Raw genomic sequence first — 21,138 nt, 5'->3', positions numbered from 1 at the left:
CCGGCGAATTTGCCTGCATAGTGAGAAAGGCGCTGTTTCGTTCGGTTGCAAAGCACAGGAAAAGCGGATATAATTTAGAACTGTCAATGAATGGAGAGTGTAGAATGCTATGAAATTACAGATTGTTGAACTCGTACCCGAAGCGGATATGCTTTCGCTGCGCGCGGCCCGGGTGATCAGGGAGGCCGACCTTATCATCCTGCAAAGCGGACATGTGGAATGCGCGGCGCAGCTTCAGGAATGGAATGAAAACGTTATTACCCTTGACGACTTGTTCCTTACGGCGGAGGATTTTGATGCGCTCTATGTAGCAGGGGCGCAGCGTATTGCCGAAGAGTCGGACGGAAAGACGGTTTTTTGTGTGCTTGGCGATGTGGGTACCAACGGCTTTCTTGCGGAACTGGCGCGGCAGGGAGTCGAGCTATGCTATGTTTCCTGCGGAAATGCGGTGGCAGCAGCGCTTACGGCGGCGCGTGGGGCGTTTTTTATCGGGGAATATGGCGTATTCGGCGCACGTGACCTGGAGGATATGGTTTTCGATACGTCGAAAGCGCTTGTGATTACAGGAGTGGACAACTCTTATTCGGCAGAAGGCGTGAAATGCGCTTTATCGGAATACTACACGGAAGAGACGGAAGGACTGCTTTATGCAGGGGGAAAGGCCCGCAGAGTGAGGCTTTACGATCTTGACCGGAATATAGAACTGGGTACGGGCGGAATTTTTATATTGCCTGCCGTTTCCCTTTATGAAAAAGAGCGGTATGGCCTTTATGATCTTGTACGCATTATGAAGGTACTGCGCGGGGAAAATGGATGCCCATGGGATCGGGAACAGACGCACGAAAGCCTGCGGCAGTATATCCTTGAGGAAGCCTATGAGGTTGTGGATGCAATTGACGCGGAGGATGTCTGCGCGTTATACGATGAACTGGGCGACGTATTTCTGCAGGTTGTGTTTCACGCGGAGATTGCGCGGCAATGCGGGGAATTTGACGTTGACGATGTGGCAACGGCAGTGTGCAAAAAAATGATTTACCGGCATCCGCATATTTTTGGGGAAGGAAAGGCGGATACGGCAAACGAGGTAGTAACAAACTGGGAAGCCATTAAGCGCAAAGAGAAGAACAATGAAAATTTTGTGGATGTACTGCGCGACGTGCCGCGGTCAATGGGAGCGATGATGCGGGCGTATAAACTGCAAAAAAAGGCGGCGGCAATTGGCTTTGACTGGAATGACGCGGGAGAAGCGCTTCCCAAGGTAGAGGAAGAACTCGCGGAATGGAAGGCAGAACTGCGCGCCGGGACAACGGACGCCATGGAGGGGGAGGCGGGCGATTTGCTGTTTGCAATCGTTAATGTACTGCGCCTTATGAAGACCAATCCGGAACTGTGCCTGAACAAGACATGTGAGAAATTTATTTCGCGTTTGGCATATATGGAAAAACATGCGGAAAAGGAACTCGCTGAAATGACGCTTGCCGAACTCGACGAATTATGGGAACGGGCAAAGCGTGAAAAAGCGGATTAAATAGGCGAAAATGCTAAAAAAATAGGTTGATTTATGCCTCTGATTGTATTATAATCATCACAGTGTCAAACCGCGCGGAGTGGCCTCCGCCCGGAATTTACAAAAAAATCTCAAGGAGGGTAAAGTTTTGAATAAGACTGAACTCGTAGCTGCTATCGCGGCAAAGGCCGGAATTTCCAAGAAGGATGCAGACGCTGCTCTGAGCGCATTTGCGGACAGCATTATCGCAGAGATCAAAAAGGGCGGAAAAGTGCAGATCGTTGGCTTCGGTACGTTCGAGGCAAGAAAGCGCGCTGCAAGAACGGGCATCAACCCGCAGACAAAGGAGCAGATCAAGATTGCTGCTTCTACAGTTCCTGCTTTCAAGGCTGGAAAAGCTTTCAAGGACGCTGTAAAATAAGAAAACATTGCAAACAGGGCATCCGTCGCGGATGCCTTTTTTGTTATGTGAAACCAATCTTGAAGATCATAGACCGGTTTTGCAGGATGGCGTTCTTGCGGGATAAAGCAACCGAAAGCGGAAAAGACAGCCCAAGGGAAGCGAACGCTGAGAGGCGGATGTCTTCTATGTTTTTCCGGACTACTGCATGAAGGAAATTTATGCGGACGGCGAGACCGGCCGGCCACATCTGGCTTCTCAAACAAAATTTTAACAAATCGTAAATTCACAGGCGGGTACCGGCCGGCAGATTGAATCCTGACATAAAAAGAGATATAATATATCTATCTATGCATTATTACAAGTTTCCGATGATTGTGCATCGAGCATTTGCCGGGCCTGTGATAAGCATATAGCATATCGAATGCGCTGCATTTGATCAATTTGCTGTAAGCGAGGAAACAAGATTGAGACTGGATAAATATTTAAAGGTATCCCGGCTGATTAAGCGCCGCACGGTGGCCCAGTCCGCGTGCGAAGGGAACCGCGTTTTAGTCAACGGCAAGGAACGTAAGCCGAGTTACGCCGTGAAAATTGGAGACGAAATCACCATTGAATTTGGCTCGAAACCGCTTCGTGTGCGTGTGCTGGCTCTGGTGGAAACCACAAAGAAGCAGGAAGCCGAAGGAATGTACGAGGTGCTGGAATAAGCGATGAAAATTTGTGCGATTATCCTTGCGGCAGGCAGCGGCCGCCGCATGAAAATGGACACCAACAAGGTTTTTATCAAATTCGATGAACAAAGCGCTGTAGTGCGGTGTTTAAAAACGTTTGAGGCGACAGGGCTTTTTTCGGATATGATTGTCGTCTGCAAACCGGAAGAGCGTGAGACGATTGAACGCAAAGCAAATAAATATGTGAAAAGTATGCGATGCATTTTTTGCGAAGGCGGACAGGAGCGCCAGCATTCCGTGGCGAACGCCCTTCCGCTCGTATCCGAGGATACGGATATTGTGATGGTACACGATGCCGCGAGATGTTTTGTGACGGAACGGATTATACGCGATTGCGCGGCGAGCGCCATACGCTGCGGCAGCGGGGTTGCAGCCATTCCTGCGACGGATACGATTAAGCGGACCAAACGCAATGTGGTGGAAGAGACCCTCCCGCGGGAAGAGCTTGTTTGCGTGCAGACACCGCAGGCATTTTCGCGTGAACTGATCATGCGCGCCTATGCGCAGGCGGAAGAAGACGGATTTTTGGGAACGGACGACGCATCGCTCGTCGAACGTATTTGCAGCGAGGTACATATTGTCGCCGGTTCGCCTGACAACATCAAACTCACGACCCGCGCCGATGTGGAGCAGGGCGCCGATATTGCGCGCAAACAGCAGATGTCTGATATACGCATTGGCAATGGGTTTGATATGCATGCCTTTGCTGAAGGCAGGAAACTTATCCTTGGAGGGGTGGAGATTCCCTGCGCGTTTGGACTGGATGGCCACTCTGATGCGGATGTGCTGGTACATGCCATTATGGATGCGCTTCTTGGCGCAGCACGCATGGGGGATATCGGCGGATTGTTTCCCGATACGGATCCGAATTATAAAGATATCTACTCGATTGACCTTTTGAAGGAAGTGGGAAGCCTACTGACAAAATATGGCTATTGTGTGATCAATATCGACAGCACCCTGATTATGCAGAAGCCGAAGGTAATGCCTTACCGGGACGCGATGATTGAAAACATAGCGAATGCGCTTGGGATGCCGCGTTCCTATGTGAACGTAAAAGCAACGACGACAGAGTATCTCGGCGCAGTGGGCCGGGGCGAGGGCGCTGCCGCACAAGCGGTATGTATCCTGCAAAAAAAGAGGCATTAACATAAAGGGAACGAAGATATGCGCAGACATAAGCACAGGAGTATCACAACCGTCCGGCAGCCGATGATGCTCAGCCGGATCAAACGGAATAATTTCTGGATCCGCTTCCGGATTATCTTGATGATTGCGGGCATTGCGGCAGGCGTACTTGCCGTTATCTTTTTTGGATTTCCCCTTGTGGAGGACCTGATCAAAGGCGTGGATCCTTCGCTGCGTTACCAGCCGAAGGTGGAGGCTAATTTTTCGCTGGAGGAAGAGGGCGTTCCTAAGGAAATCGAATCCCGGGAAATGTATTTTGACAAGAAATACCAGTTGAAGAACGAGCCGTATATCGATGGAGATACTATTATTTTTACAACTGAGGCGGAGAAAGGGAGCGTCCAGCAGCTGAACGGAGTGGTTGTGTACAATACGATAACAGGCGAGGAGCGGCTGCTGGCCAACACGGAAAAAAAGTACGACAATTTTATTTCGCCTGTGCTTTCGGGCAATATTGCGGTTTTCCTGGACAGTATGACAGCAGGGGGAGGACGGATTTTAGGATATGACCTTGAAAAGGACGAACAGTTTGTAATCAAAGAATACGCTTACGCACCGCCCAGCCTTTCGCTCAGCGGAGAGCGCCTTGCCTTTATGCAATGGGCGGGAAACGAGACACAGCGTCTTTATGTCTACAATGTGAAAACCCGCGAACCCGCGACGGTAAAACTATATGAACCGACCAAGGGAAACAGCGACGTGGATATTTCGCAGTCTGATATGGTTTGGGCCGTGGAGGACGGAAAGGGAAACAGCGTTTTGAAACGGATTGCTTTCCATGAGGACACCGCGGAATTTGACGATTACAACTTTGGAAATTCCGTATACGGGCCCAAGACAAACGGGAGGCAGATTGTATTCAGGACAGAAAAAAACAGCACTTCCTGTACGCTGATGATGTCTTCGGAAGGCGGTGAACCAATGAAGCTTGCAGACGGCGTTTTTGATTATGACATTGGGGACAATTTTGTCGTCTATTCGAAGGAAGGGCAAATTTATGTAGCGTATACCAATGCGGCGGATACCGCGCACATTACGAGCGATATGACCAGAAACCGCCTTGCCTCGGCAAACGGAAGCGGAATCTGTTATTATGATGAGACGGATAAGTCAACAGAGAATGCCGTACTGGACGAAGTAGTCAAGTACGCTTACGTACCCGAGACCTGACGGAGGGAAACGAGTGGCAAAAAGTAAAACACAGTTTGTATGCGGCGAATGCGGCTATGCGAGCGGAAAGTGGTCGGGCCAGTGCCCGTCGTGCGGGAGCTGGAATACCATGACGGAAGAACTGGTAGCCTCCGCGCCTGCGGCGGGGAGGAGCGTGGCTGTTCCCGGGCGCATCGTGACGTTTGATAAAATCCCGCTGGAATCGGGGAAACGGTTCCGGACCAAAATCGAAGAATTTGACCGTGTGCTTGGCGGCGGCGTTGTACCCGGCGGGGTGGCGCTGGCCGGGGGCGAACCGGGGATCGGAAAATCCACTTTGTTTTTGCAGGTGGCAAGGAACCTGACTGCTTACGGAAATGTACTTTATGTATCGGGGGAAGAGTCGCCCTCCCAAATCAAAATGCGCGCAAAGCGTCTCGGGGTAGAGGACAATATCTACCTGATGGCGGAAACGGAAGTCGGCAGTATCCTCGCCGGGGTAGAACAGCTTGCTCCCAAATTTTTGATTGTGGATTCCATCCAGACGCTTTACGATGCGAATCTTTCTTCTGCGCCGGGCAGTGTCGGCCAAGTGCGCGGCTGCGCCTCGCGTATCACACAGGCGGCAAAGCAAATGGGTATGGCCGTTTTCATCGTAGGGCATGTGACCAAGGAAGGAGCGATTGCCGGTCCGCGCGTTCTCGAACATATCGTTGATACGGTGCTCTATTTTGAAGGGGAACGCACATCGAACCTGCGCATTCTGCGGGCAGTAAAAAACCGGTTTGGTTCCACGGATGAGATCGGCGTATTTGAGATGCGCGATGCAGGAATGATGGAAGTGAAAAACCCGACCATGCTTTTTGAAGGGGATTTTGGGCAGGACATGAGCGGTGTTTCTATTTTTGCGGCAACGCAGGGGACGCGCCCTATGCTGCTTGAAATACAGGCTTTGTGCGCCCATACACAGCTCAATATCCCGCGCAGGCTTGTTTCGGGTATTGACCAGAACCGTCTTTACATGGTATGCGCGGTTTTGGAAAAGAAAATCGGGTTAAAACTGTATCAGCAGGATATTTTTGTGAATGTTGCGGGCGGCATTAAAGTGCGTGAACATGCGGCGGATCTGGCAATGGCAATTTCCATCGTATCTTCCCTTCGGAATCTGGGCGTACCGAGGGACACGGCCTTCATTGGCGAAGTTGGGCTTTCGGGCGAAATACGCCATGTGGCGCAGCTTTCAAAACGGATTGCGGAATGCGCCAAAATGGGAATTGAGCGGGTATTTGTGCCCAAAAACAGTTTGGAACGGGGCGTGGATTATAAAATCAGGGTGGAGGGAGTCGGAACGCTTTCAGACGTCCTGGCAAAAGTTTTCTGAAACCCGCAAGGACTGTTCATAGAAAAGACATAAATTTGTTCTATACTAAGCTGTAAATACCCGTAATGCAATTACAGGTAAACTATAAAATTAAATAGGAAGGAGTGATAGGATGTTTTATAAACTGATGCGGCTTTTTATTGTGGTAGTTGGATGTTTCATCGGCCCGGGCCTGGTATTGGTCGGGGTGACGCTTTACAACTACTTCGCATCGGCGGATCTTTTCAACACGCTTCAGACGTGGGTGCCATTCGTTGTTTATATTGCAAGTGGAATTATATCCGGAATCATATTTTTTATTTTATCAAAACGTCTGGCAGGCGCATTTGAAAAGAACACAAAAAAAGTGGAGGCAAAGCTTGCGGCAACACCGTCGGCGACGCTTTTGGCCGGAACGATCGGCCTCATATTAGGACTTGTAGTAGCGGCGTTGATATCTATTATCATCGGCCTGATTCCGATTGCATGGATATCGATTCCACTGACGATACTTGTGTATCTTGTATTTGGATCAATCGGCCTTTCCATGGGCGTACGCCGCCGGTTCGATTTTACAGCCTTTTTGCATGCGCGTAAATCCGGCAAGGGAACGGAAGCAAGGAAAGAAACGGGAGGATATATTTCCCCCAAGATTCTCGATACCAGCGTTATTATTGATGGACGCATCCTTGACATTTGCAAGACGGGAATGTTTGAAGGGGATATTGTTGTGCCGGAATTTGTATTGAAAGAATTGCAGCGGATAGCAGATTCGAGCGATTCCATGAAGCGCACGCGCGGCAGGCGCGGGCTTGACATTCTGGGCAGTATGCAGAAGGAATTGAAAAATTCCGTTAAAATTACGGATGCGGACTATGAGGACGTGCCGGAAGTGGACATCAAGCTTTTAAAACTGGCAAAAGACCTTGGCGGAAAGGTTGTTACCAACGACTACAACCTCAACAAAGTCGCTGCGGTGCAGGATGTACCGGTATTCAATATCAATGAGCTTGCCAATGCGGTGAAACCGATCCTGATGGCGGGCGAGGAGATGAAGGTTACGATTGTAAAAGACGGCAAGGAAGCGAGCCAGGGAGTCGCATACCTTGACGACGGCACCATGATCGTTGTAGAAGGCGCGAAGGGCAGGGAAGGCGAAACGCTGGATGTTTCGGTAACAAGCGTACTGCAAACGGCAGCGGGCCGGATGATTTTTGCTAAAATAAGATAGGGCGCAAACGGCGCGGGCGGGTATACCTGCGCCTTGGGTTTTACAAACAACAGGAAAAGGGGAGAGGGAATATGAGACTGAAGATGATTGCCTGCAAGGCACTGTACCGGGAGCTTTCGCTGCTTACGGCGAAATGCGAAAATTTTATCGATGTGACATACATGCGGCAAGGCCTGCATGATACGCCCGCCCTGCTTGCAAAGGCACTTCAGGAAGAAATTGACAAGATTGACTCGGGAGAGGATTTGCACACGTATTGGTCTTATTTTTCGGAACGCGACTTTGATGCAATCCTCCTGGGGTATGGACTGTGTTCCAACGGAACGGTGGGGTTGTCGTCCAAACGCTATCCGATCGTGATTCCCCGGGCGCACGATTGTATTACGCTTTTTCTTGGATCAAAGGAAAGATATAAAGAATATTTTGACCAGCACAGCGGCACCTATTGGTATAACGCTTCATGGATCGAAAACGGGGGAACGCCCTCGGAGGAAACGGAAAAGGATATGCTGCGGGTATACGCGGAAAAGTATGGAGAGGAAAACGCAGAGTTTTTGCTCTATAACGAGCTTACGGGAAATTATAACCGGTGCGCCTATGTGAAATGGGATGAGCTTTCGTTTCCGCAGTATGAGGAATATACCCGCCACGCAGCAGAGCATTACGGCTGGGATTACGATTGCGTACAGGGCGATAAGTGCCTCGTGACGGCATTCCTAAACGGAGAATGGGATGACAAGGATTTTCTCATCGTGCCGCCGGGTAAAAAGATTGTTGCGGATTACCTCGACGGGCAAAAAATAGTGTCCTACGAATAAGGACGGCCGCCAGGACACAGAAGATGCCGGGCGGGATATTGAGCGGGGAGAAACAACTGATTTTTTTCATTTACATCTACAATCGACAGGCTATGCTTCAGCAAGAAAAAATTTTGTTTGGAGAAAATTTTCTTGTTGACATCTTGTTTTTCCTGTGATAATATAGTAAACTGCATTAGCATAGTTGTACTGTGGGGAATTGGCTCTACCGGTTCGATTCGAAATGCTTTTGGAAAGCCAATTTCGGAGCATTTGGAAAAGCAGTGCGATAAGACGTGCCAATGCCTTGGATCGTGAATAATCAATTTAAATATAGGAGTTGTTGTTTAGTATGCATGAAGTTAAGTTTGGAACGAATAAGAGAATGAGCTTTTCCAAGATCAAAGAAGTTCTTGATATGCCGGACTTAATCGAAATCCAGAAGAACTCTTACAAACGTTTTTTAGAGGAGGGCCTTGGAGATGTACTAAAAGACATCTCCCCCATTACGGACTATTCTGAAAACCTGGTGCTTGAATTCGTCGATTACCGCATCTCCGATACACCGAAATATGATGTGGAGGAATGTAAAGAACGCGACGTTAATTATGCTGCGCCCCTAAAGGTGCAGGTGCGTCTTTTCAATAAGGAAACCGGTGAAGTCAAGGAACAGGAAGTGTTCATGGGCGATTTTCCGTTGATGACAGAAAAAGGTACTTTCATCATCAACGGGGCGGAGCGCGTTATCGTCTCCCAGCTTGTGCGCAGCCCTGGCGTTTATTTTGGAGTTACAAAGGATAAAACGGGAAAAGACCTCTTCAGTTCTACGGTTATCCCCAACCGCGGCGCATGGCTGGAATATGAAACGGATTCCAACGACTGCATGTATATTCGCGTGGACCGCACCAGGAAACTTCCGGTGACGGTATTCCTGCGCGCGATGGGGCTTTCCACGGATACGGACCTGCGCGCGTTTTTTGGAGATGACGTCAATATTGAAGCGACTCTCAAGAAGGACAATACTTCCATCAAGGAAGAAGGACTCCTTGAAATTTATAAACGCTTGCGCCCGGGCGAGCCGCCGACAGTGGAAAGTGCCAATATCCTGATTGGCTCCCTGTTTTTTGACAATAAGAGGTATGACCTTGCGCGTGTCGGACGCTACAAGTTCAATAAGAAACTGGCAATTTCCAGCCGGATTGAAAACCAGGTCGCGGCAGAAAACGTCGTCAACGAAGAGACGGGCGAGCTTCTCGTTGCGGCAGGGGATGTGATTACCCCGAAAATTGCGCTTGCGATTGAAAATGCGGGACTTGCTTCGGTGGATCTTTCTGTCGGTGAGGATGTGGTGCGCGTACACGGCAACCGTTTTGTGGATGCGAAAAGCCACCTCGATTTCAAACCGTCCGAGGTGGGAATCAACGAGAAAGTATATTATCCGGCGCTGAAAGAAATCATCGATGAGTGCGGAGCGGACAAGAAAAAGCTCAAGGAAACCATCAAAGAGAATCTTCATGTGCTGATTCCGAAACATATTATTATTGACGATATGTTTGCTTCTGTCAGCTATTTCCTGGGCCTTAAGCATGGCCTTGGAGTAACGGACGATATCGATCATCTTGGCAACAGGCGCCTGCGTTCTGTAGGCGAATTGCTGCAAAACCAGATCCGCGTCGGCCTTACAAGGCTTGAACGCGTGGTGCGTGAAAGAATGTCGATTCAGGATATGGACGTGGCGACGCCATCCAACCTGATTAACATTCGGCCGGTAACAGCGTCTATTAAGGAGTTTTTTGGTTCTTCCCAGCTTTCTCAGTTTATGGACCAGACAAACCCGCTTGCGGAACTGACGCATAAGAGAAGATTGTCGGCGCTGGGGCCGGGGGGCCTTAACCGCGACCGCGCAAGTTTTGACGTGCGTGACGTGCATCATTCGCATTATGGACGTATGTGCCCGATCGAGACGCCTGAAGGTCCGAACATCGGCCTTATTGGCTCTCTTTCCACGTATGCGAGAATCAATGAGTATGGCTTTATCGAGACGCCCTTCCGTATTATCGACAAGAAGAGGGGCCTTGTTACTGAAAAAGTACAGTATATGACAGCGGACGAAGAGGAAGACCTCATCGTTGCGCAGGCAAACGAACCGATTGACGAAAACGGGCAGTTCGTACGTGAGCGCGTTATGTGCCGTGTACGCGACCAGATCGTTGAAGTGACAAGGAATGAAGTGGACCTGATGGACGTTTCTCCGAAACAGCTTGTTTCGGTTGCGACGTCGCTGATCCCGTTCCTTGAAAACGACGACGCAAACCGCGCCCTCATGGGTTCGAACATGCAGAGGCAGGCAGTACCGCTGTTGATTCCGGAGGCCCCGGTCGTCGGAACGGGCATGGAATACAAGGCGGCTTATGACTCCGGCGTACTCTCTATTTCGAAAAAGAGCGGCGTCGTGAAAAGCGTCGATGCGAAAAATATCGTAGTGGCGAACGACGACGGTACGGAATCGGAATTCCATTTGATTAAGTTTGCCCGCTCCAACCAGGGAACGTGCATCAACCAGCTTCCTATCGTATACGAAGGCCAAAGGGTCGAAGCGGGACAGGTTCTCGCAGATGGGCCGTCTACGGCGGACGGCGAACTTGGCCTCGGCAAAAACGTGCTGATTGGGTTTATGACATGGGAGGGCTACAACTACGAGGATGCTATGCTTCTTTCCGAGCGGCTTGTGAAGGATGACGTATTCACATCCATGCACGTTGCGGAATATGAAGCGGAGGCACGGGATACGAAGCTCGGGCCGGAAGAAATTACAAGGGACATCCCGAACGTCGGCGAGGAGGCCTTGAAAGACCTCGATTCGCGCGGCATTATCCGCATTGGTGCGGAAGTGCGGAGCGGCGACATCCTGGTTGGCAAGGTGACGCCTAAAGGCGAGACGGAGCTTACCGCGGAGGAACGCCTTCTGCGCGCAATTTTCGGTGAAAAGGCGCGCGAGGTGCGTGATACGTCCTTGCGTGTTCCGCACGGCGAGGGCGGCGTGGTCGTCGATGTGAAGATATTCACGCGCGAAAACAAAGATGAACTGACAGCGGGCGTTAATAAACTCGTGCGCGTTTACATTGCCCAGAAACGGAAAATTTCCGTGGGCGATAAGATGGCGGGGCGCCATGGAAACAAGGGTGTTATCTCACGTATTCTTCCGATGGAAGATATGCCCTTCCTGCCGGATGGCCGTCCGCTCGATATTGTCCTCAATCCCCTCGGCGTACCCTCCCGTATGAACATCGGGCAGGTACTGGAAGTACACCTTGGTATGGCGGCGCGCGCCCTTGGATTTAACGTTGCGACGCCGGTATTTGACGGCGCTTCGGAGGAAGATATTGAACAATTGCTTGCCCAGAGCGGGCTTTCGCCGGACGGGAAGACAGTGCTTTACGATGGGCGGAGCGGAGAGCCGTTTGAAAACCGTGTAACGGTTGGCTATATGTACATCCTGAAGCTTCATCACCTGGTGGACGACAAGATTCACGCGCGTTCCACGGGCCCGTACTCCCTCGTTACACAGCAGCCCCTTGGCGGTAAAGCGCAGTTCGGCGGGCAGCGTTTCGGCGAGATGGAAGTGTGGGCGCTCGAAGCGTATGGCGCAGCCAATACCCTGCAGGAAATCCTGACCGTAAAATCGGACGACGTAGTCGGACGCGTGAAGACTTATGAGGCGATTGTGAAAGGGGAAAACATCCCCGAACCGGGTGTGCCGGAATCCTTTAAGGTTCTGATTAAGGAAATGCAGAGCCTTGGGCTTGATATCAAGGTCCTGTCTGAAGACAGGGGAGAGATTGCCATCAAGGAAACGGACGACGATGACGGTATGGCGATTGACATCAATATTGCAGGCGCGGAAGACCTCCCGGCAGACGATGAGGAATTTGACGCGGGCGATATGGTGATCGAGGACCTGGATGATCTTTCCATGGATGAACTTGATCTGCCGGATATCGGCCTGCTCGAAGATGAAGATATCGATTTCGACGATTTTGAAGACGATGTAATCGGAGACCTGGATGAGGAGATCGGTATCAGCGAAGACATAGGCATCGATACGGAAGGCCTGAATGAACCCGACGATATGTAACGTTCCCCCCATTTTGGACGGACGTATGAGTGTTTATAATTTTTTTGAGATAGCAGAGAGGAGTGGAGTTACCTTTGTTTGAACTCAATACATTTGATTCGATACAGATTGGTTTGGCATCTCCGGAAAAAATACGCGAGTGGTCGCACGGTGAAGTGAAAAAGCCGGAAACGATCAACTACCGCACATTGAAACCGGAGAAGGACGGACTGTTCTGTGAACGCATTTTCGGCCCCACGAAGGACTGGGAGTGCCATTGCGGAAGATATAAGCGAATCCGCTATAAGGGAATAGTGTGCGAAAAGTGCGGCGTGGAAGTGACGCGCGCCAAGGTACGGCGCGAGCGCATGGGTCATATTGAGCTTGCCGCGCCGGTTTCCCATATTTGGTATTTCAAGGGAATCCCGTCCCGTATGGGCCTGCTCCTCGATATGTCTCCGCGTTCGCTCGAGAAGGTGCTGTATTTTGCGGCCTTCGTCGTAACGGACCCGGGTGAAACTCCCCTGGAATACAAACAGCTTTTGACAGATAAGGAATATCGCGAAGCGCAGGCAAAATTCGGCGAGGACTCGTTCACAGCGGGCATGGGCGCGGAAGCGGTGAAAGTTCTTCTGAAAAAGGTGGATCTTGAAGCGGAAGCGCAGACGCTGCGCGAGGAACTCAAAACCTCAACGGGGCAAAAACGTATTCGTGCGATCAAGCGCCTCGAGGTGGTGGAAGCGTTCCGTCAGTCCGGGAATAAGCCGGAATGGATTATTATGGATGTGGTGCCGGTCATCCCGCCGGAGCTGCGGCCGATGGTACAGCTTGACGGGGGACGCTTTGCGACCTCTGACCTCAACGACCTGTACCGGCGTGTAATCAACAGGAATAACCGCCTGAACAGGCTGCTCCAGCTGCGCGCACCGGATATTATTGTCCGCAATGAAAAGCGTATGCTGCAGGAAGCGGTGGATGCACTGATCGACAACGGCAGGCGCGGGCGTCCGGTGACGGGCCCGGGCAACAGGCCGCTGAAGTCCCTCTCCGATATGCTGCGCGGCAAACAGGGGCGTTTCCGGCAGAACCTGCTCGGAAAGCGCGTTGATTATTCCGGACGAAGCGTTATCGTAGTTGGACCGGAACTCAAAATGTACCAGTGTGGACTTCCTAAGGAAATGGCGCTCGAGCTTTTCAAGCCGTTCGTTATGAAAAAACTTGTGGAAGAAGGTTTTGCACACAATATCAAATCCGCAAAGCGGATGGTGGAAAAGGTGCGTCCTGAAGTTTGGGATGTTCTTGAAGAAGTAATCAAAGGACACCCGGTGCTCCTGAACCGTGCACCCACGCTGCACAGGCTGGGTATTCAGGCATTTGAGCCGATCCTTGTCGAAGGGCGTGCCATCAAGCTGCATCCGCTGGCTTGTACGGCATACAATGCCGACTTTGACGGCGACCAGATGGCTGTACACGTTCCGCTTTCCGTGGAAGCGCAGTCCGAAGCGCGCTTCCTTATGCTTGCGGCAAACAATATCTTAAAACCGCAGGACGGAAAACCCGTGGTATCGCCTACGCAGGATATGGTTATTGGTTCTTATTACCTGACCATCCACAAAAAAGGCGCAAAAGGCGAGGGAAGTATTTTTGCTTCGCCTGAGGAAGCGATCCTTGCCTATAATACGGGCAATATCGATCTTCAGGCAATGGTGAAAATCCGTGTAACCAAAGAAGTGAACGGAGAAATGAAGACGGGCATCATCGAGACGACGACGGGGCGTGTGATTTTCAACCAAGCGATTCCGCAGGACCTCGGGTATATGGACCGTTCTATTCCCGAAAATGAACTGAAATTTGAAGTAGACCGGCTGATTGACAAAAAACAGCTTGGAAAATTGGTTGACCTTTGTTATGCGAAGCTCGGCCCCACGAAAACTTCATATGTGCTGGATGCGATTAAAAAGCAGGGATTCCACTACTCGACGATTGGCGCGATCACGGTTTCGGTATCCGATATCAAGATTCCACCGGCGAAAAAGAAGCTGATCGCTGAAGCGGAAGACCGCGTACTGACGATTGAAAAGCAGTATAAGCGCGGCTTGCTGACAGATAAGGAAAAGAAAGATAATGCGGTCAGGGTTTGGGAAGAAACAACCAACAAGGTAACGGACGCCCTGATGAAAAGCCTGGACGAGTTCAACCCCATTTACATGATGGCGAACTCCGGCGCCCGTGGTTCAACAAACCAGATCAGGCAGCTGGCCGGTATGCGCGGCCTGATGGCGGATCCGAACGGTGAGATCATCGAGATCCCGATTCGTGCAAACTTCCGTGAAGGCCTGACCGTTCTGGAGTACTTTATCTCCTCGCACGGCGCAAGGAAAGGACTTGCCGATACAGCGCTTCGAACGGCCGACTCGGGTTACCTTACACGACGCCTCGTCGACGTTTCGCATAACGTGATCGTGCGCGAGGTGGACTGCTTCGAGAACCTTGGCGAGCAGGTACAGGGTGTGCCGATCAGAAAGCTTACGAACACGAACGGCAAGGAAGTTATCGAACCCCTTGCAGACAGGATCCGCGGGCGGTATACGTCTCAGGATGTCATTGACAAAGACGGCAATGTAATCATCAAGGCCAATGAGATGATTACCAACGAAATTGCTGAGAAAATCGATAAAGCAGGTATCGAGGAAGTTTATATCCGTACGGTGTTTACCTGTAAGAGCGAGCATGGTGTGTGCGCGAAATGCTACGGCGCCAACATGGCGACAGGTAACCTCGTAGACATTGGTGAAGCGGTAGGCGTTATCGCGGCACAATCAATCGGCGAACCCGGTACGCAGCTTACCATGAGAACCTTCCACACGGGCGGTGTCGCCGGCGGTGATATTACGCAGGGTCTTCCCCGTGTCGAGGAATTGTTCGAGGCGAGAAAACCACGCGGCCTTGCCGTTATTTCCGAGATTGCGGGAACGGTTGCTATCAACGATACGCGTAAAAAGCGTGAGATTACGGTGGCAAATGATTCGGGCGAGGCAAAGACATACCTCATTCCATACGGTTCACGCGTGACGGTTGCAGACGGACAGGCGATCGAAGCGGGCGACGAACTCACAGAAGGTTCGATTAACCCGAACGATATCCTGAAAATCAAAGGCGTTAAGGGCGTCCAGGAATACTTACTGAAGGAAGTACAGATGGTATACCGGATGCAGGGCGTTGAGATTTCGGATAAACATTTGGAAATTATAGTACGCCAGATGCTGAAGAAATGTAAGATCGAGGATGCAGGCGATACGTCGATGCTTCCGGGAGAGCTTGTGGATATTTTCCACTTCGATAAAGAGAACGAGCAAATGATCGAGAGCGGCAAGGAACCGGCAACCGCTTCGCGCGTGCTGCTGGGCATCACCAAGGCTTCGCTTTCCACAAACAGCTTCCTTTCGGCAGCTTCCTTCCAGGAAACAACGAGGGTGCTGACCGAAGCGGCGATTAAAGGAAAAGTGGATCCCCTGCTCGGCCTCAAGGAAAACATTATTATCGGTAAGTTGATTCCGGCTGGTACGGGTATGAAGCGTTATAAGAACATCGACGTGATCAGTAATGTGGTCAACGAAGATATCGCAGCCCAAATTGACGACGATCTTTCAGATACTGAACTCTGAAAAACAGTGATTATGCTGGGCGGAGGCGCTTACGCCTCCGCTTTTTGCAAAACCCGCGTAAGCGGGCGCCCAATGGGAGGATTCAATGAGCAATACAAATTATGATCCGCAGCGGAACGAAGAAATCAAAGGAAGATGCCCGATTGCGGACAGCGAGCTATGTGAGTGGCTCGGAAAAAACGGATGCTATCAGTGCTATATCAGTTCGCTGAAATCAAGCGCCCAGAAAGAAGAGGCGCTTGAGCACTGGAAAGTGACGCTTTCCTATCTTCCGGATAATATTGACGACCTGCATATGTCGGACGAATGCCAGTTTTGCAAGGATGAGCCGCCTGAAAAAGCAGAATATTATGCGACATTTGAAATGGCCCATCCCGAACCTTACGCGGAAAAAGGGATGATTTTGGGGCTTGGCAAGAAGGTGCGCACGCCGATTGGTTCCCTCCTTTCCATTCAGGCCTCTGTTGGCAAGGAATGCAAGAAGGCGATGAAAATGACAGACGCCTTACAGATTGGGACATTCCTGGGATTTCTCGTATTGGCTTTTGTTTTACTGATGATTCCGCAGATTGGACAGGCCATGGCGAATTGGATGGCATTTATGCCTTACATCTTTATTGCACTGATGCTGTTGGCAGGGTATTTTCTTGGAAAAAATTTGGCGGCTGCACATTTGAAAAAGATCAAAAAGCGTGTCAAGGTGAATTTGACTGAAATACCGCTTATAAAGCAAATGCTGAATCGTGGATGGTTCTTTTTCCAGACGGGAAGTGACGGTATGCCTAAGATTTTCTTCCATAAAACCAAAATTTACGATCGTCTGAAACGGCCGTGTGAGTGTGCGGAAGAGGAAGAAGACGAGATGCTTGACAATATTAACATTTGAGTGGTATTATATTTAGGCGCGCTTTTTGCGTTTTTTGAGGGAGCAAAATGTTTGAAGAATTGAAAAACGCCGAAAATAAAGTGGTTGGACTCAAGCAATTACTGCGTGGGCTTGCCGCGGATGAGGTCGTGGTGGTATACATTGCCGATGATGCGGACGGTCACGTAAAAGAGCAGGTTTTATCAGCCATTGGCGAGAAGGATATTCACGTTGTGAACGTAGAATCCATGCGCGAATTAGGGACGCAGTGCGGTATCGATGTTGCTGCCGCATGCGCTGCAATCCTTAAAAACTAATTCTCTTCAGGGTTGCGGAGAATTTAAACTATATTCTGTAAGAATTGATGATTTAAGAAAGGAAGGTGCGTGTATGCCTACCATAAACCAATTGGTAAAACACGGCAGAAAAACTCAGGCTACGAAATCGAATTCGCCTATACTGAAGCAGTCCCCACAGAAAAGAGGGGTATGCCTCGCGGTTAGGACGATGACTCCTAAAAAGCCAAATTCTGCTCTCCGTAAAATTGCAAGGGTTCGCCTTGTAAACGGTATGGAAGGTACGGCTTATATTCCGGGTATCGGTCATAACCTGCAGGAACATAGCGTTGTCCTCATCAGAGGCGGCAGGGTAAAAGACCTCCCTGGTGTAAGATATCATATTATCCGCGGTGCGCTCGATACGGCCGGTGTGGCGGACCGTAAACAGGCGCGCAGCCGTTATGGCGCGAAAATGCCGAAAAAATAAGCGGCTGTTCGCATATAGAATGCGAATAGCATGGTGAAAATACCCCTGCCGGTGCATGAATGCTTCTTTATGATAGAACTTACTTAGTTCATTCAGTTACGGTACTTTGTCAGGAAGCAAACTTCACTGGAGCAGAGGCTTTGGCCAGGAAAATATTTTTCGGCGAATGATTTGTATTTAATTTTATTGACTATTGATTGAACAAGGAGGGCTTTTCAATGCCTAGACGTGGTGGAGTTCCGAAGCGTGAGGTAATAGCGGATCCTATGTATAACAGCACGGTCGTAACCAAGCTCATCAACCAGATTATGGTTGACGGAAAGCGCGGGACGGCTCAGCGGATTTGCTACGACGCTTTTGAAATAATCAAAGAAAAAACAGGACAGGATGCGATCGACGTATTCAATTCCTGTATGGAAAACGTAATGCCCGTACTGGAAGTAAAGGCGCGGCGCGTCGGTGGTGCGACCTATCAGGTTCCGATGGAAGTACGTCCTGAACGCCGGCAGACACTGGCGATTCGCTGGCTGGCACTCTTCTCGAATAAGCGTGGAGAGCGTACGATGCGGGAACGCCTCGCGGCGGAGATCATGGATGCGGCCAATAATACGGGCGCAAGTGTGAAGAAAAAAGAAGATATGCATAAGATGGCGGAAGCGAACAAGGCATTCGCGCATTATCGGTGGTAAGCGCCGGGCATATCAACTGAATGGCAACAGGAATTGCGGAAGCGGTTTTGCGGGGGAATTCCCTGTAAAACCGCCGATGCTTTACAGGGATTCTATGGAATGCAGCGTCCGGGTTTCTAAGGTGCCTGCCGTTTCGGCCGCGAAGCAAGCGTTCAGTAAACAATATGGGGCAGTATGGTTTTGCGGCATTAAACGAACACGCGGCTGTGTGTGTACGCTGTTGCGCGGGTTGAAGCTGGTTTTATGAGAAGTAAACTTATCGTAAAGACAGCGTGAATTTTGTGTAAAAAGAGTGGCATATGCTTCACAGAAAAAGTATACTGTTGTCTGTTGAGTAAAAAAATTTTTGATATAAATTTTAAGTGAATTGGAAAGGAGATACAATGTCTGGAAAATTTCCGCTTGAAAAAGTAAGGAATATCGGCATCATGGCTCATATTGACGCGGGCAAGACCACCGCGACGGAGCGTATTTTGTTCTATACGGGCAGAACTTACAAAATTGGCGATACCCATGACGGTAATGCAGTCATGGACTGGATGGAACAGGAGCAGGAACGCGGTATTACAATTACATCCGCTGCGACGACCACGCAGTGGGAGGGCCATCAGATCAATATCATCGATACGCCAGGGCACGTTGACTTCACGGTGGAAGTAGAACGTTCCCTGCGCGTGCTGGACGGCGCTGTTGCGGTGTTTTGTGCGAAAGGCGGTGTAGAACCGCAGTCTGAAACGGTATGGCGCCAGGCTGAAGGTTATGGCGTTCCGCGCATGGCGTTCGTCAACAAGATGGACATCATGGGTGCTGACTTCTATAACGTAGTCGATATGATTAAGGAGCGGCTCGGTGCGAATCCGGTGCCTCTTCAGTTGCCCATTGGTGTAGAGGACACGTTCTCAGGCGTGATCGACCTCGTTGAAATGAAGGCAATTGTATATCCGGAAGACGATCCTACGGGTACAAAATTCGAGGTAGTGGATATTCCGGAAGATATGAAGGAAATCGCGGACGATTACCGCGAACAGTTGATTGAATCGGTGGCGGACCATGATGAGTCCATCATGGAAAAATATTTTGCGGGCGAAGCGATCACGAAAGAAGAAATTATCAAAGTTTTGCGGAAGGGAACGATCGCCGGTACGATCATCCCGGTATGCTGTGGCAGCGCATACCGTAATAAGGGCGTACAACCCTTGCTCGATAAAATCGTCGAGTTGATGCCGTCCCCGCTTGACATTCCTCCGGTAAAGGGCATCAAGCCCGGAACGGATGAAGAAGTCGAACGCCCGGCAGATCCGAACGGCCCGTTTGCCGCACTTGCGTTCAAGATCATGGCAGATCCGTTTGTTGGAAAGCTGGCGTTTTTCCGTGTTTATTCCGGCAAACTCAGGAGCGGTTCTTACGTTCTTAATTCCACAAAAGGAAAGCGTGAAAGAATTGGGCGTATTCTGCGCATGCACGCAAACCACAGGGAAGAAGTAAACGAAGTGGAAGCCGGCGATATTGCGGCGGCAGTAGGCTTTAAAGATGTTGGTACGGGCGATACGCTGTGTGACGACAAGCAGCAGATCATCCTTGAAAACATGGTGTTTCCGGATCCGGTTATTCAGGTAGCGATCGAGCCCAAGACGAAAGCCGGCCAGGAAAAGATGTCGGTTGCACTGCAGAAACTGGCCGAAGAGGATCCGACGTTCCGTGCGTATACGGATGAAGAGACAGGGCAGACAATCATTGCCGGTATGGGTGAACTCCATCTTGAGATCATCGTAGATCGTATGCTCCGCGAATTCAAAGTGGAAGCGTCAGTTGGCAAGCCGCAGGTTGCTTACAGGGAAGCGATGACCAAGCCGGTTGATGTGGAAGGCAAATATGTCCGCCAGTCTGGTGGTAAAGGTCAGTATGGACATTGTAAGATTCACGTTGAACCTTTGGAGCCCGGCAGCGGTTATGAGTTTGAGAACAAAATTGTCGGCGGCGCAATCCCGAAGGAATATATTCCGTCAATCGATGCAGGTATTCAGGAAGCGGCGAAGAGCGGTATTGTCGGCGGCTTCGAAGTAGTAGACTTTAAGGTTACGCTGGTCGACGGTTCCTATCACGAAGTTGACTCCTCAGAAATGGCCTTTAAGATTGCCGGTTCCATGGCAATCAAGGAAGCGTTTGCTAAGGGAGGCAGCATCCTCCTCGAGCCGATGATGAAGGTTGAAGTGGTTGTTCCGGAGGAATATCTCGGCGACGTTATGGGAAATGTAAACTCCCGCCGTGGGAGAATCGAAGGAACGGAAGCGCGCGGCAGCGGACAGATTATCCGTGCGATGGTGCCCCTTTCCGAAATGTTCGGTTATGCGACGGATTTGCGTTCAAGGACGCAAGGCCGCGGCCAGTTCACAATGCAGTTTGACCATTATGAACCGGTTCCAAAGAGCATGGTGGAGAAGCTGACTGGCGATAAGAAGTAAAAAGTACCGGGGAAAGACTGGGACTTTGGAAGAACAGAGGAAACAGGCGGCAATAAAAACCGCCGCAATGAAACGAATAAGAAACGAATATTAAGGAGAAAAAAGCAATGGCAAAGGGTAAGTTTGAAAGAACGAAACCGCATGTAAACATCGGAACGATCGGACACGTAGACCATGGTAAAACGACGCTGACAGCGGCGATCACGATGGTA

General features: G+C 50.3%; 16 protein-coding genes. All 16 read left to right on the top strand.

What is annotated here, in order from left to right:
• The first annotated feature begins 109 nt into the window (after positions 1-109).
• The gene (gene mazG, locus H8S18_RS12465) at positions 110-1,528 is read left to right on the top strand and encodes a nucleoside triphosphate pyrophosphohydrolase (protein WP_243165158.1); all 1,419 of its coding nucleotides are present in this window, start codon (positions 110-112) and stop codon (positions 1,526-1,528) included.
• 43 nt (positions 1,529-1,571) lie between these two features.
• Positions 1,572-1,928 (top strand): HU family DNA-binding protein, encoded by a 357-nt coding sequence (locus H8S18_RS12460; protein WP_207721766.1) that lies wholly within the window; start codon positions 1,572-1,574, stop codon positions 1,926-1,928.
• 446 nt (positions 1,929-2,374) lie between these two features.
• Positions 2,375-2,617, top strand: coding sequence for an RNA-binding S4 domain-containing protein (locus tag H8S18_RS12455; protein WP_186858606.1), 243 nt, complete (start codon positions 2,375-2,377; stop codon positions 2,615-2,617).
• Positions 2,618-2,620: 3 nt separating this feature from the next.
• A complete protein-coding gene (gene ispD, locus H8S18_RS12450; protein ID WP_186858605.1) occupies positions 2,621-3,790 on the top strand; it encodes a 2-C-methyl-D-erythritol 4-phosphate cytidylyltransferase in 1,170 nt (389 codons plus the stop codon).
• Positions 3,791-3,808: 18 nt separating this feature from the next.
• The gene (locus tag H8S18_RS12445) at positions 3,809-4,999 is read left to right on the top strand and encodes a hypothetical protein (protein ID WP_186858604.1); all 1,191 of its coding nucleotides are present in this window, start codon (positions 3,809-3,811) and stop codon (positions 4,997-4,999) included.
• 13 nt (positions 5,000-5,012) lie between these two features.
• Positions 5,013-6,359: a DNA repair protein RadA gene (radA, locus tag H8S18_RS12440; RefSeq protein ID WP_186858603.1), complete on the top strand. Its 1,347-nt coding sequence runs from the start codon at positions 5,013-5,015 to the stop codon at positions 6,357-6,359.
• A 112-nt stretch (positions 6,360-6,471) separates the two neighbouring features.
• Complete coding sequence (locus H8S18_RS12435; protein WP_186858602.1) at positions 6,472-7,569, top strand: PIN/TRAM domain-containing protein; 1,098 nt, start codon at positions 6,472-6,474, stop codon at positions 7,567-7,569.
• Between the two features lie 71 nt (positions 7,570-7,640).
• Positions 7,641-8,387, top strand: a complete 747-nt coding sequence (locus tag H8S18_RS12430; RefSeq protein ID WP_186858601.1) for a DUF1638 domain-containing protein — start codon at positions 7,641-7,643, stop codon at positions 8,385-8,387.
• 331 nt (positions 8,388-8,718) lie between these two features.
• Complete coding sequence (gene rpoB, locus H8S18_RS12425) at positions 8,719-12,501, top strand: DNA-directed RNA polymerase subunit beta (protein WP_243165157.1); 3,783 nt, start codon at positions 8,719-8,721, stop codon at positions 12,499-12,501.
• A gap of 74 nt (positions 12,502-12,575) precedes the next feature.
• The gene (gene rpoC / locus H8S18_RS12420) at positions 12,576-16,145 is read left to right on the top strand and encodes a DNA-directed RNA polymerase subunit beta' (protein WP_186858600.1); all 3,570 of its coding nucleotides are present in this window, start codon (positions 12,576-12,578) and stop codon (positions 16,143-16,145) included.
• A gap of 85 nt (positions 16,146-16,230) precedes the next feature.
• Positions 16,231-17,031 (top strand): hypothetical protein, encoded by an 801-nt coding sequence (locus H8S18_RS12415; protein ID WP_186858599.1) that lies wholly within the window; start codon positions 16,231-16,233, stop codon positions 17,029-17,031.
• A 47-nt stretch (positions 17,032-17,078) separates the two neighbouring features.
• Positions 17,079-17,327, top strand: a complete 249-nt coding sequence (locus H8S18_RS12410) for a ribosomal L7Ae/L30e/S12e/Gadd45 family protein (RefSeq protein ID WP_186858598.1) — start codon at positions 17,079-17,081, stop codon at positions 17,325-17,327.
• A 73-nt stretch (positions 17,328-17,400) separates the two neighbouring features.
• Positions 17,401-17,775 carry a 30S ribosomal protein S12 gene (gene rpsL, locus H8S18_RS12405; protein WP_186858597.1) on the top strand — a complete coding sequence of 125 codons (375 nt, stop codon included), beginning with the start codon at positions 17,401-17,403 and terminating at the stop codon, positions 17,773-17,775.
• 218 nt (positions 17,776-17,993) lie between these two features.
• On the top strand, positions 17,994-18,464 hold the full coding sequence (gene rpsG, locus H8S18_RS12400) for a 30S ribosomal protein S7 (protein ID WP_186858596.1): 471 nt from the start codon (positions 17,994-17,996) through the stop codon (positions 18,462-18,464).
• Positions 18,465-18,847: 383 nt separating this feature from the next.
• Positions 18,848-20,926, top strand: a complete 2,079-nt coding sequence (fusA, locus tag H8S18_RS12395) for an elongation factor G (protein ID WP_186858595.1) — start codon at positions 18,848-18,850, stop codon at positions 20,924-20,926.
• A gap of 107 nt (positions 20,927-21,033) precedes the next feature.
• Positions 21,034-21,138: GTP-binding protein (locus tag H8S18_RS12390; RefSeq protein WP_207721724.1), on the top strand; the 105-nt coding region annotated here is incomplete at its 3' end.

This window comes from Christensenella tenuis, from assembly GCF_014287795.1.
GTDB classification, from domain to species: Bacteria; Bacillota; Clostridia; order Christensenellales; family Christensenellaceae; genus Christensenella; species Christensenella tenuis.
The sequence above is the reverse complement of the archived record's forward strand: the minus strand, read 5'-3'. Positions and strand labels throughout refer to the sequence as shown.

Excerpts from the sequence above, each read along its gene's own strand:
- fusA (WP_186858595.1), top strand. The coding sequence starts at position 18,848 with ATGTCTGGAAAATTTCCGCTTGAAAAAGTAAGGAATATCGGCATCATG.
- H8S18_RS12410 (WP_186858598.1), top strand. The coding sequence starts at position 17,079 with ATGTTTGAAGAATTGAAAAACGCCGAAAATAAAGTGGTTGGACTCAAG.
- rpsG (WP_186858596.1), top strand. The coding sequence starts at position 17,994 with ATGCCTAGACGTGGTGGAGTTCCGAAGCGTGAGGTAATAGCGGATCCT.
- mazG (WP_243165158.1), top strand. The coding sequence starts at position 110 with ATGAAATTACAGATTGTTGAACTCGTACCCGAAGCGGATATGCTTTCG.
- H8S18_RS12445 (WP_186858604.1), top strand. The coding sequence starts at position 3,809 with ATGCGCAGACATAAGCACAGGAGTATCACAACCGTCCGGCAGCCGATG.
- H8S18_RS12415 (WP_186858599.1), top strand. The coding sequence starts at position 16,231 with ATGAGCAATACAAATTATGATCCGCAGCGGAACGAAGAAATCAAAGGA.
- rpoB (WP_243165157.1), top strand. The coding sequence starts at position 8,719 with ATGCATGAAGTTAAGTTTGGAACGAATAAGAGAATGAGCTTTTCCAAG.
- H8S18_RS12430 (WP_186858601.1), top strand. The coding sequence starts at position 7,641 with ATGAGACTGAAGATGATTGCCTGCAAGGCACTGTACCGGGAGCTTTCG.
- rpsL (WP_186858597.1), top strand. The coding sequence starts at position 17,401 with ATGCCTACCATAAACCAATTGGTAAAACACGGCAGAAAAACTCAGGCT.
- ispD (WP_186858605.1), top strand. The coding sequence starts at position 2,621 with ATGAAAATTTGTGCGATTATCCTTGCGGCAGGCAGCGGCCGCCGCATG.
- H8S18_RS12435 (WP_186858602.1), top strand. The coding sequence starts at position 6,472 with ATGTTTTATAAACTGATGCGGCTTTTTATTGTGGTAGTTGGATGTTTC.